Origin of the sequence: uncultured Psychromonas sp. (genome assembly GCF_947489755.1) — a bacterium.
Lineage (GTDB): Bacteria > Pseudomonadota > Gammaproteobacteria > Enterobacterales > Psychromonadaceae > Psychromonas.
In genome coordinates this window covers 26,175-38,541 of sequence record NZ_CANLFB010000036.1, presented here as the reverse complement: position 1 = coordinate 38,541, position 12,367 = coordinate 26,175, and the positions used below count along the sequence as shown (strand labels likewise).

Annotated in this window: 13 protein-coding genes and 2 pseudogenes; 12 read left to right on the top strand and 3 right to left on the bottom strand. The window is 34.6% G+C overall.

What is annotated here, in order from left to right; all coding sequences use genetic code 11:
* Window positions 1–607: 607 nt before the first annotated feature.
* The 9 genes and pseudogenes from Q0794_RS15895 to Q0794_RS15855 all read left to right on the top strand — a co-directional run bounded on the left by Q0794_RS15895 (window position 608) and on the right by Q0794_RS15855 (window position 8,263).
* Window positions 608–1,171, top strand: coding sequence for a hypothetical protein (locus tag Q0794_RS15895; protein WP_298943543.1), 564 nt, complete (start codon window positions 608–610; stop codon window positions 1,169–1,171).
* A gap of 80 nt (window positions 1,172–1,251) precedes the next feature.
* Window positions 1,252–2,571, top strand: a complete 1,320-nt coding sequence (locus Q0794_RS15890) for a hypothetical protein (RefSeq protein ID WP_298943542.1) — start codon at window positions 1,252–1,254, stop codon at window positions 2,569–2,571.
* Window positions 2,572–2,815: 244 nt separating this feature from the next.
* Window positions 2,816–3,223 carry a GFA family protein gene (locus Q0794_RS15885; protein WP_298943540.1) on the top strand — a complete coding sequence of 136 codons (408 nt, stop codon included), beginning with the start codon at window positions 2,816–2,818 and terminating at the stop codon, window positions 3,221–3,223.
* A 598-nt stretch (window positions 3,224–3,821) separates the two neighbouring features.
* Window positions 3,822–4,205, top strand: a complete 384-nt coding sequence (locus tag Q0794_RS15880; protein ID WP_298943538.1) for a MerR family transcriptional regulator — start codon at window positions 3,822–3,824, stop codon at window positions 4,203–4,205.
* 59 nt (window positions 4,206–4,264) lie between these two features.
* Window positions 4,265–4,645, top strand: a pseudogene (locus Q0794_RS15875) (carboxymuconolactone decarboxylase family protein); the annotation flags it as partial.
* Window positions 4,646–4,672: 27 nt separating this feature from the next.
* Window positions 4,673–5,071 carry a carboxymuconolactone decarboxylase family protein gene (locus tag Q0794_RS15870; RefSeq protein WP_298943544.1) on the top strand — a complete coding sequence of 133 codons (399 nt, stop codon included), beginning with the start codon at window positions 4,673–4,675 and terminating at the stop codon, window positions 5,069–5,071.
* Between the two features lie 284 nt (window positions 5,072–5,355).
* The gene (locus Q0794_RS15865; protein WP_298943536.1) at window positions 5,356–5,757 is read left to right on the top strand and encodes a DUF4112 domain-containing protein; all 402 of its coding nucleotides are present in this window, start codon (window positions 5,356–5,358) and stop codon (window positions 5,755–5,757) included.
* Between the two features lie 109 nt (window positions 5,758–5,866).
* A complete protein-coding gene (locus Q0794_RS15860) occupies window positions 5,867–6,112 on the top strand; it encodes a glutaredoxin (RefSeq protein ID WP_298943534.1) in 246 nt (81 codons plus the stop codon).
* Window positions 6,113–6,361: 249 nt separating this feature from the next.
* Entirely contained in the window at window positions 6,362–8,263 is a 1,902-nt protein-coding gene (locus Q0794_RS15855; RefSeq protein ID WP_298943532.1) for an EAL domain-containing protein, read from the top strand.
* Between the two features lie 81 nt (window positions 8,264–8,344).
* Here the strand turns inward: Q0794_RS15855 and Q0794_RS15850 are convergent, their stop codons facing one another.
* On the bottom strand, window positions 8,345–8,770 hold the full coding sequence (locus tag Q0794_RS15850; RefSeq protein WP_298943530.1) for a PACE efflux transporter: 426 nt from the start codon (window positions 8,768–8,770) through the stop codon (window positions 8,345–8,347).
* Window positions 8,771–8,916: 146 nt separating this feature from the next.
* On the opposite strand from Q0794_RS15850, the gene Q0794_RS15845 reads away from it, so the two are divergent.
* Window positions 8,917–9,822, top strand: coding sequence for a LysR family transcriptional regulator (locus tag Q0794_RS15845; protein WP_298943528.1), 906 nt, complete (start codon window positions 8,917–8,919; stop codon window positions 9,820–9,822).
* A gap of 17 nt (window positions 9,823–9,839) precedes the next feature.
* Here Q0794_RS15845 and Q0794_RS15840 read toward each other — a convergent pair.
* A pseudogene (locus Q0794_RS15840) lies at window positions 9,840–10,013 on the bottom strand (Smr/MutS family protein); the annotation flags it as partial.
* Window positions 10,014–10,375: 362 nt separating this feature from the next.
* On the opposite strand from Q0794_RS15840, the gene Q0794_RS15835 reads away from it, so the two are divergent.
* Together Q0794_RS15835 and Q0794_RS15830 are read left to right on the top strand one after the other, a co-directional pair.
* Window positions 10,376–10,603: a hypothetical protein gene (locus Q0794_RS15835; protein ID WP_298943526.1), complete on the top strand. Its 228-nt coding sequence runs from the start codon at window positions 10,376–10,378 to the stop codon at window positions 10,601–10,603.
* A 293-nt stretch (window positions 10,604–10,896) separates the two neighbouring features.
* Window positions 10,897–11,646, top strand: a complete 750-nt coding sequence (locus tag Q0794_RS15830; RefSeq protein WP_298943524.1) for a Crp/Fnr family transcriptional regulator — start codon at window positions 10,897–10,899, stop codon at window positions 11,644–11,646.
* A gap of 136 nt (window positions 11,647–11,782) precedes the next feature.
* On the opposite strand, the gene smrB is transcribed toward Q0794_RS15830, so the two are convergent.
* Window positions 11,783–12,328, bottom strand: coding sequence for an endonuclease SmrB (gene smrB, locus Q0794_RS15825; protein ID WP_298943521.1), 546 nt, complete (start codon window positions 12,326–12,328; stop codon window positions 11,783–11,785).
* Between the last annotated feature and the right edge of the window lie 39 nt (window positions 12,329–12,367).

The window sequence follows — 12,367 nt, the reverse complement described above, 5'->3', positions numbered from 1 at the left end:
CCCAGACAGAGATAAAAAAAGAGGTAGATTGCAATATGGTTTGCACGCGGTTACCTCTTAATGTCCAACCTATGAATGATGAATAGTTAACATAAGAAATTTAACTAATTGATTTATTGATTTTTCTGTTATGGTTAAATCAAATTTAAGTAATAAGTAGATTTTATCCATCCATTAGATAGAGTGGATCTGCTGTAAAACTAGCGGGGCTACATTTTTAAGTGTTGCAGCTGAAAAATATAGATTTTAAATTAATGGGTGATTGAATATTAGGCAATTATGAATCTGCGTCATATAAGAATAAATCTTTTTGTTTAAATTGTGCAACTCAAATATACGCAATAAAACAGAATACTGAACATGTTTTTTACGTTTAGGCTCACTAGATCATGACTCTAACTCGAAAGAGTTAAATCATCTTTGGGTTTCTCAAGAATACATATTTTTATCTATTTAACAATTATTTATCTGAGCTACAAGAGTTCAAATAAAGCTTATAACAAGTTAATAAAAGGAAAAATACGGCTAACTATCTCGCTGTATTCGTATTTTAGCGAATCAAATTTTGTCTGCTATTAAGTCGTTATATTTAAAATGGAGAGAGGTAATGACATTGAAAGAATTTATGGCTTTAGTTTTATTAATTGAGGTCATACTTATTGGTGGAATGCTAGTTTGGGCAATACCAACAATTATTGATGGTATTATCAAAAACAAACGTAGAGCAAAATTTGGACAAAAACTATCTAAATTATTTGATATGAATCGATTAGATAGAGAACAGATTGAAATCCTTTCTAAGGAAGAACGTTTAAATTCTAAAGATATCCAATTATCTATTAGACAACAATTTAAAGAGTCCATCTCACAAAACAAAGTTATCAATGAAAAAGTCGAATACTTTCAGAAACTTTATCAGGATTATGAAAAGGATGAACCTTTTGAAGGGCTACCATCCGAAATTCGTTTGCACCTTGAGCGAGTACGCGAAACAATGGGGAAGGAAAATGATCATGTACTTCAACCATTAGCCTCTCAACTTCAGGACTTAAACGATGTAAATATACGAAAACAGAGAAAAATGTGGTGGGTATCGGTAGCAAGTTTAATGATTGGTATTGCATCACTTGCTTTTACTGCTTACACGTACTTTTTACCATCAAGTATTTAAAATTAACGTAATTAAAAACAGTTTGTTATTTTGTATTTTATCCTGTTATTAGGTGCATTAAAATTTTTTAAAGGAGTTTCGTGGATATATTAAATAGCAGGGAATTGGCATTAGTTATTTGGTTTAGTATTGCTACCTTTTACATTACATTTTCACCAAAATCTGTTGATATTAGAAAGTCATTAGTTAAAGTAATTAAAGGTTTTTTAGCCCCGCGTTTAATGGTTGTTTATGGTTTTGTTCTTTTTTATCTCATTACCGTGGTTTTCTTTTTGAATGATTTAGGTTTTTGGGAAAATCACCAGTTAAAGAACACAATTGTATGGTTTTCTACAGTTGGTGTTTTTTCTCTATTCCAAATCAATAAGATAAAAGAAGATAGAAGTTTTTTTAAAAGAACTATTCTTGACAATTTAAAATTAATAGCTGTAATTCAATTTTTTATTGGTATATATACATTTAATTTAATCACAGAGTTAATCTTATTGCCTGTTTTATTTTTTATTGCAGTTCTCGCAGAATTTTCTAAGCGAGATAAAGACCATGCAAAAGTACATTATTTATTAAATGGAATTTTATCTTTTATTGGCTTTCTACTAATTGCTTATTTTGTTTATAGTGTATTTACAAATTTTGGCGAGGTTGCAAAAGAAAAAATAATGTATGACTTTTTTGTGCCTATAACCTTAACTATTTTTTATATCCCGTTTCTTTACTTCATGTTGTTATATTCAGTCTATGAAGAGACTTTTATAAGAATTAAATATTTTATTAAAAACAAATGGATGAGAGCCTTTTTTAAAGTTTTAGCTATTATTATTTTTAATACTCGCATTGAGTTGTTGGAACGTTGGGTATCTTCATTGGAGTATGTTAGAACTAAATCATTCCGTTCAGTTTTTTATTCAATGTACGAAGTGTTTAAATTAAGAAAAGTAGAAAAGACGGGTTATCACGTTTCTAAAAGTGAAGGTTGGTGTCCCTACATAGCCAAAGATTTCTTAATAGGTGAAAGCCTTAATACTGGTTATTATCATCGTTTATTTGATGAGTGGCTCGCAAGTTCAGAAATGGTTGAATTTGGTGACGGCTTGATTCCTTGTAATATTGCTTATTACGTTGAAGGTATTGAAAGTAAAGTTAAAATATTAAAAGTTAGCATTAACGTTAATAATGAATTAATGATAAATATTGCGTTAGAAAAGCTTGTAAAAACAACAACAATATTGTTTGAAAAAGCTTTAGATGAGGATATTCCAGATCGTATATTGAGTTGTATTGTAAAAGGCGAAAGAATGTCTATCAATTACAGAGGTAAGCAGCTTAGCCTTATAAAAAATTATTGGCCAGAACATCACTTGGGTGGATTTGATATTAAGTTCAAGATATCAACCACTTAATAAGAAATTCATTCGTAAACGTAAATAGCTACCATCCTTTTTGTAGAAATATAAAGCGGAAAACACAACACCAACCTATCAACTGATGAATTGAGCGTTGAGGTTGTAGAATAATTCCATTTTGTAAATTAACGATATATAACGACTTATAAGTCGTTATTTTAAAAATATAATAAAAATCGATAACCTATATTTTTTCTTAAAAAGAGAAATTATATAACCTCGTTATACCATAGGAACAATCATGAATCACACATACCAAGGCTCTTGTTTATGTCATCAAATTACTTTTGTCGTTAATGGCTTTAACGAAAGAGCAGCTAACTGTCATTGCACTATGTGTCAAAAATTTCATGGTGCTGCATTTGGTACACTCGTCGGTGTTTCGGGGCTAAAATGGCTTTCTGGTGTTGAATTAATAAAAGACTTTACTGCACTAAATGGCACCACTCGTTCATTTTGTAAGGAGTGCGGTTCAAGTTTAGGCTTTAGAGTTAAAGATGCCTCGATAGAAGAAATTGAATTGGCCATTGCGCTCTTTAATTATGATATTCCAGTGGTTATCGATGCTCAAATCTATACCAACTACCGAGCTAACTGGAGTACTTTACAATCTGACATACCCGCATTCTGTGAAGGTAGAGTTCTTTGAAGATAAGTCATTGGCATAGTAAAGTCGTATAACTAGAAATAAAATTATGTGTATTGAAAGGTTATTCATGCTTAATATCCATCAATAATTTCATGTCGGATAATCTATCAAAGAGTTATTCACATCGCATGTATTGAGGCTAATTTGATCAGACACTTTAATTTTGAATAAGCTTTAGGAGACAGCGTGGTCAAACTTTTAATATGAATAAGCTTTTAATACTCGTTTGGTCACCAGCTGTGATTTCACTTATAAGTTATCTTGTTGTCTTATTTAATCGGTATTTATATTCAACGGATAATATAACGCTTCAAACTGCTGTACTTATTGAAGCTGGGTTGTTTGGATTGAGTGTGATTTTGTTGTTTATCTCATTTGTTCTATTTTTGGTTAGTATGTTTAAAAGGCAGTTTAAGGTCTTACCTCACTTTATGCTTAGCTTTATTTTTTATTGTATTGGATTTGCCTTAGCGGGAGCGACAAGTACCGCTTTTTTATATGCTACATAGTAGATGCAGGAGATAATATAAAAAATATAGCGTTCAGCAAAACTGGCTATCTTTTCTATACCCTACGAATTAACTTCTTTGGAGGTTTTATGAACATTCAACGCTTCTCAACCTTAACCAATCTCTCTTCCCATACTATTCGTTATTATGAAAAAATTGGTGTGTTAAAGCATATTGCACGGAATAGTAGCGGACATCGATTTTTTACAACAACAGATATCGATTGGATTCAATTTGTTAAACGTTTAAAAGAGATGGGCATGCCGCTGGATAATATAAAACTGTATGCGGATCTACGAGAGCAGGGCGAGTCAACGGCAGAGCAGCGTAAGGAGTTGTTGCAAACGCATGTTGCCATCTTAGAAGAAAGAATCGCTTTAGAGGCTCTACACCTAAAGAAGATTAAAGAAAAAATCCTTTATTATGACTGTATCATTACAGACAATATGATTGATGAGAATTTAAAGGGTTGACTTAGAGTGTGCTCTAAGGATTAGGCTGTTGTTCATCCCATTAATGAACAGAGGTTAATATGACAGCTTTAAATGAACGTTATGAAACAGGATTAAAAAATTTAAAAATAATTGATCAAGAGGCCGGTGAAAAAGTGATCGAAAGCTTAATTGATTGCTCGCCAGACTTAGTCAAATACATTATCGAATATGGATTTGGTGATGTTTATAACCGAACCGAGTTGGCACTTAAGTCAAAAGAGCTAACTGTAGTGGCTGCACTAACGGCCATGGGAAATGCTGCGCCGCAATTAAAAGTACATATTCACGGCGCGTTGAACGTAGGCGCTAATATTGCTGAAATCCAAGAAGTGATATTACAAATGTCTAGCTATGCAGGCTTCCCAAGTGCCATCAACGGCATGTTAGCCTTAAAAGACGTGGTGGCTGAGCGTAAACTCGAAGGCAAGCAAGATGAATCTGGGGTTATGCATCCCTCTTCTGTGCCTAAAGGTGTTTCCCGTTATGCGCTAGGCGCACAAACCCTCAATACCTTGAACGCTAATCAAGTTGAAAACCTAGAAGCTACGTTTAAAGACATTTCACCCGATCTCGCTAGATTGGTCATCGAATATGGCTTTGCTGATATTTTCTCAAGGCCAGCTTTAGATAGTAAACATCGAGAAATGGCAACCATTGCTGCGTTAACTGCGATGGGAACGGCTCCATCACAGCTTAAATTTCATATTAAAGCGGCGTTACATATCGGTGTTAGCCAAGTAGACATTCGAGAAATAATGATTTTAATGAGTGTCTATTGTGGATTCCCAGCTGCTATTAATGGCACCTTGGCCTTGAAAGAGGTGATGAGAGAAACAAAGATTTAATGGAATAAAGTGTATTGATTGAAAATCGGAAACCATTTTATCGTATTAAATAAGGAAATAGAGCGCTTTACTTAAGTAGCCTTTGCACAAATATCATTAGGTATGGGTGATATTTGTGTAAATCATTTCATTTTATCTTCATACTAAAGCGTAAGTATTTAACCTCAATTCTGGTTGATGGAAAATAAAGGTTTTTTAAATCATGTGGTTATGAAGTTTTATTGTAAATGTTCATGGAATATACATCATCAAGTAACCCCAAAATTCACTTAAAAGGAGAGATAGTGTTTAATTCAAACAAAGCAAAAAAGGAAGCACTCTCTCAAGAAGAAGTTGATGCTGCAATCAAGCGCCTTGAGCGTTTTAGTAAAATAACGGATAGCAGTATTGGACTTCCTTTTACTAAATTTAATATCGGGATAGACGCTATTATTGGTCTCGTGCCAGTAGTTGGTGATGCGATTGGTTTTCTTTTATCATGTTATGTGTTGTTTGAGGCCCAGCGTATGGGAGTGAGTAAGCGTGTGAAGCTGAAAATATTAGTTAATATGTTCATTGACTTTTTTGGTGGTTTAATTCCATTTTTTGGCGATCTATTTGATGCCTTTTTCAAAGCTAATACGCGTAATACGGCCATACTAAAAGAGGAGCTTTTTAAAAAAGGTAAGTTAAACAAGGCAAGTTAAAAGGTAAGATTAAATAAAGTATTAAGGTCGTTAAGGGGGCTATCTAGCCTTAATGTATGCTTTCATTTAAGTTAAGTAATATATCAACAATATTAAAAGAGGAATGAACATGAAATTTACCCTTTACCATATGGGACATTGTCCATACTGTAAGCGCACCATTAAGGTTATTAAAGACTATAAATTGACCGTCACTTATAAAGATTTAGATGTGCATGAAAAATTCAGAAAAGAGTTAATAAACGGAGGAGGTAAGCAACAAGTACCTTGTTTGTTGATGACTGAAAAAGGTAAAAGCGATCAGTGGTTGTATGAGTCTCAAGATATTATTAATTTTATAAAGAAAAACTATTAAGTCTATTTTAACGAAGACGTCTAATCATGCATCAACGAAACAATACACTAACGAATTTGGCTACTGCTGGTACTGTATAATTTAAACAATAGATTACTTTAGAGGACTGTAATAAAAACTTTATCTTTTCTATCTTTATCTTCTTTATATTATGCTCTACGCTTTATGACAGCTAACTAAAAAAATTTACTTATAATCCACATTCTCAGTGTTTTTAAATACTTAAATATAAATCAAAAGCAGACATTAATGACCATCAATAAACAACTCACTATTCTAATGCTGCTTATTTCGTTATTTTCTCTCATTGTTGTAGCTTGTGCCTTTAAAATTGCAGATGCGGCAAGATTCCATCAACTTAATAGCCAACACTTTAATTATGTCATCGAGCTCAATGAACTGATTGCTCGTTATCCCAATGCCGTGCCTGATACTAACGAGCTCAAAGACGTCGTAAAAAAAATTCAAGATCAGCCTGAAGCTTGCGTTGCATTACCTAGCCGTGTTGATCACCTTTTTATGAACATGATTAATGCTGAAACTATCATCACCATTTGTAAAAAAGATATTAAAATTGGGGATGATTTATTAGCAAGTATTAGGTTGTTTGATCAAGGCTTAATAACCTCATCGGCAATGAAAATTGACCTTGATCTGGGGTATCAAAAATTTCGAAGTAACTCTATTGAATTTATTGGGCCTGTCGATAAATTAAGTGATTTTATTGTCAAAACTTCAACGATGGTAACTGTCATATTATCGGTTCTTCTTTTTCTATTGGCACTTACTATTACTAAAGCGATTTTAAAAATCGTCAAAAGAATGCAAAAAACCAAAGACAGGCTGGTTATTAGCGAAGCAAAAAATAAACAGCTTGCTCATCAAGACTCATTGACTGGCTTACCTAACCGAAATGCGTTAGATAAAGAAATAAACACAAAGATTGTGATGTCTAGCGATGATAAATTCGCGGTGATTTTTATTGATTTAGACCGTTTTAAAGATGTGAATGATACGCGAGGGCATGCTCAAGGCGATAAGCTACTGGCTATAATCGGTGATCGCTTAGCTAAAACGATGCGAGATAATGATTCTGTATTTAGGTTCGGTGGTGATGAGTTTGTTGCTATCGTGAATTTTTCAACGACGCATAATGAGGTTGAAAAAATTGCCTCAGAGCTTATTTCTATTATTGCAGAGCCAGTCCTACTTGAAAACACTCATGTTTTTGTGACAGCAAGTTTGGGTATTTCAATGTATCCAAGTAATGCAGACAATGCAGAATGTTTAGTTAAGTTTGCTGACACGGCAATGTATGAAGCTAAAAAAGAGGGTAAAAATCAATACCTCTTTTATCAGGATGCTTACAGTAAAGAACATACCCGTCGTTTATCTTATGAATCACAATTAAGATGTGCAATAGACAAAGACCAATTGCATATTGTTTATCAACCTGTGGTTAATCTAAATAATTTTGCGACCCAAGGCACTGAAGCTTTACTGCGTTGGCAATTAAATGAAGATACGATTGTTTCTCCTGACATTTTTATTCCTATTGCTGAATATTCAGGACAGATTATTGAGATAGGCGAATGGGTATTAAGAAATGCTTGCCAACAGAATAAACTATGGCGAGAGAGCGGTGCGAGTAAGTTAAATATTGCGGTGAATGTATCGCCTTATCAATTATTTGACCCGAGGTTTCCTCAATTAGTGCAAAAAACACTTGCTGAGTTTGATATTCCACCTCATTGCTTAGATCTTGAAATTACAGAAAGCATGACGGTCTCAGATAACAATGTTTTTTTAAAAACGCTAAATGAACTGTCAGAAATGGGCGTTAGGTTATTAATGGACGATTTTGGAACGGGTTATTCTTGTTTGAGTTATTTAAGACAACTTCCCTTTGATGTATTAAAAATCGATAAAAGCTTTGTGAGCGACTACGATACGATAGCATCAACTATTATTGCTATGGGTAAGCAGTTAGACATGAAAATTATAGCCGAAGGGATAGAAACCCAAAGTAGTTTGAATATGCTGAAACAACAGCAGTGTGATTTTGCACAAGGTTATTTTTTCCAACGTCCAGTCCTAGCAGAAGATCTTGATATATTTAAAATATATAACGAGATTAAAAATACTCAATAATATTTGTCATTTTAACCATGCATTTTGTAGAACATAAAATGCATGGCTAATGCTGTTGTCGATATTTTGTCGATAGTGTTGCTAGTTGATCAACGCAGGCTCACGTACAATAAACGCTCTTGTATGGTCATAGGTTAGGTTGTAGAAAAAGGCATAAATCGTTATGCAAATAGTCACGCCAATATCCATGATAAGTGCTTGCCATAAGCCTATGTTTAATAAATAGGCGATGACAGGAATAGTCGCAATTAATAAACCAGCTTGAAATATAAAAGTGTGAACGATGCGTAATACTAATGTTCGTTTTGTTTTATCACCGGTTACAATTCGGTCAACCCCCCAGTTATAGATAAAATTCCAAGCCATTGCGATAGTTGCTACTATTATCATCGTTCCTGATAGTGACTCTGCATCATGGGTTGTAAAGGTGACCAGTACAACAATCGCTAAGATGACGGCTAATACTTCAAATAATACAGCATGAAAGATACGTTCAATCGGTTTCATTTATTTATTTTCTCTTGTTTGGTTTGCTAATAAAAAGGACTTACATAAATAGAAGCGGTGATTGTAGTGATCTTTGTCACATAAGAAAATTAACAGCCATCACGAATGGTGATACCCTGAGTTAACGATTTATTAGAGTAAACATTATGTACAGCCTTGAACAATTAAAAATATTTGTAGCGGTTTGTGAAGCGGGAACCTTTTCAGCGGCGGCTCGTCAATTGAAGCGTGCTCAATCCGGCGTAAGCCAAGCGATATCTAATCTTGAAATTGCTATTGATAAAGAGTTATTTAGCCGTGAAAAAAACACACCAACGTTAACGACTCATGGCCAAGTATTATTACCTATTGCAAAGTCGTTATTACATCAGCAGCAATATTTTGATCAGAAAGTTGAGGCTCTCGCTAAAGGTGATGAGCATGAGTTGGTCATTGCAATTGAAGAAAGTGTCATTAATGATGAGCTACTCCTGATTTTATCGCCATTAGCCGAGCAATTCCCTAGTACTGATATAGAGATCATTGTCGCTTCAACTTTTGATGTGGAAGTGTTGGTAAGAACAGGACAAGCTCAAGTGGGTATTGTTTATATGGATGGTGAACTGAAAACAGATATGGATTTTTTTACATTAGGGCATGCACGTTTTTTAACCATCGCGTCACCAGCACATCCATTGGCGACTTTACCTTTAGTGAGTGATATTGATTTGAAAGCTCATCGTCAATGTGTACAGCGTAGTACGCAAAAAAAAGAACTTTGGTTTAGTTATAAAATCAGCCCTACAGCTTGGTATACCAATACACATAAGACCTTGATAGAATTGGTTAAAAAGAATGTAGGTTGGGCGCTTGTACCTGAACTATTAGCTCATCAAAGTATTAAAAATGGCGAGATCGTTACTTTACCTGTTTCGCATGAATATGATGGTTGGCTCACTGTGGTGGGAGGGGTAGTATCCCGTCGGCACACATCGGGACCTGTACTGGAAAGCGTCATTCAAACATTGCAAAATTATTGTTTACTTAATAAACATTGGGTTCTGAAAAAATAAGTCGTTACATCATTTTATTAACGCTTTTTCTCTTCTTTCATTTGCCAATCGGCTAATTCAACTAAAACTGATAATGCACCTTGCCCACCAAATTCAAGTGGTGCTTGGTGAAATGCGAGAATATCCGGATGTTGTGCTAACCATAAAGGTACTTGCTTCTTTAATATATGTTTTCCCATACCGTGAACAACCCTTCTTTTTTACAAAACAGAAGTACTGATCAACCATCAACTTTAATTATTAAAAATGATTTTATTACGACCAACGAATGGTTGCCCACAACTGACTCTCTCAGGCTCAATCTTCCTCAAAAACAATGTGTGCCACCGCACCGACGAATCATTTATCTTAGGATATAGTCACGTCATTAGAGGCATCTTGGTCTGTGGAATACAGTGTCAAAATCAGATAGATAAAAACCGTTAAGTCTTCGCTTTGAATATTAATGAAGCGCAAAACGTGTATTAAAGAGATGGACGAACAGAAAAAGATAATCTAATAACTAACGTATTTATTATTTTTTGAATTCAAAATCAATTATCGGAGAAAACTGATGGAAATGAATATCTCAAATCAAAACAAACTGGGCCCAGCTAACTTTATGCAACTGGAAATGAGTATAGAAAAAGGTGAAGCGTCGTCAGTAAAAAAAATGTTATCAGGGTTATCTATGCGTGAGCCTGAAAAAAATTATCTTATTGATGTCGCTAAGATGAATAAACAATCATCGATTATGGAATTACTTAAAAATGCTCCCGTAAGAAACTTTATGGAAATATAGGTTATAAAAAGTGAGCGCTTGTTTGTTAGCCGTCTTAGTCTGAATGCTTAGGCGGCACACTTACCCTCCTTGGTTGAAAAAGTTTTTTATTTTTAGGTCTTTTTCAATAACGTGTTGGACATTCTGCAAATTAAAGGATCGTTAATCATATATTTTGATTTGGCGTAAACTTATCCCAGTTGAACTGTCTACAAGGTTGATTTTTGTTCGGATAAAAGAGTATGTTTGGTCTCTAGCATAAGGCACGTAAGGTTAATTAACTTTACTGCGTTTATTAAAGAGGCACCATCACTATGTCAATCATATCAGACCACAATATCTCTCCTAATATCATTACACCTTTAAAAAATCATTTGTTATCTGCCTTACTTATTGTTGAATATGAGCGCCTATTTCCTTTTTTAGCATTAGTGAAATTAGAATTAAACGATGTAATTTATGAGTCAGGGGATAAACTTCTTCATGTGCACTTTCCTGTTGATGCGATCATTTCTTTATCCTATGTCATGGAATCTGGTTCATCCGCAGAAATATCGATAGTGGGTAACGAAGGGATTATTGGCACGACTTTGTTCATGGGAGGTGAAAGTACTGTTAGCAGAGCCGTGGTAAAGAGTGCAGGGTATGCTTATCGTATTAAAGGCTATTATTTTATGGAAGAATTTAAGCGCCATGGGAATTTTTTATCATTGATGCTTCGTTACACACAAGCGCTCATTACTCAAATATCACAGACGGCGGTATGCAATCGTTACCATTCCATTAAGCAGCAATTATGCCGTTTACTCCTGTTATCACTTGATCGCCTACCCGATAATAAAATTGAGATGACGCAAGATCTTATTGCGAATATGTTAGGTGTGCGTCGAGAAGGTGTTACGGAGGCTGCTGGAAAATTACATAAGCTGGGCGTGATTAATTATCATCGCGGACACATTATTGTTTTAGATAGACAGAAGCTCGAAAATTTAAGTTGTGAATGTTATTGCGTCGTCAAGAAAGAAACTGATCGCTTGTTACTGGATGTTAGCATTCCACATTAGCCTACCAAAATAAGAATCAATGGGCCCAGTCTTGCCTTTCATCAGTAATAAAGTTTAAGCTATAAAATAAACGTTAAGGTCCATATCCATATCCATATCCATATCCATATCCATATCCATATCCATATCCATAACTTTAACGTTTTCTCTCTTCTTTCATTTGCCAATCAGCTAATTCAACTAATACTGATAATGCGCCTTGTCCACCGAATTCAAGTGGTGCTTGATGAAATGCTAAAATATCAGGATGCTGCGCTAACCATAACGGGACTTGTTTTTTTAATATGTGTTTACCCATTCCGTGAATAACACTACAGCAATATAAGCCTTCTTTTTTACAACAACTAATCAAAGCTGCTAGTTCATTTTTTGCCTCTTGTTGCGTTAAACCGTGTAAATCTAGGATGATCTCTGGAGTGAAATCACCACGGCGCAATTGTTTTACTAAATACTTTTGTGCATCACTTCGGCTGTAACGTACAGGGCCATCTTCGGGTAAGTGCGGCTCGTATGCATCTGAGAAGTGGCTTTGCTCAAAGTTTTGTTCGCGTTTTTCTTTAATGACCGATTTATTCTTGATGTTTCTCGGTGGCAGTTTTATGGTATCCTGTTGCAATTTTTTGATACCAGCAAATTCTGCGCTAAACAGCGAAAAATCATTATCATTAGTTTTATCGGTCATGGTTTTTCCAAAGCTAGGTAGTTGAATGTGCGAAGTTTA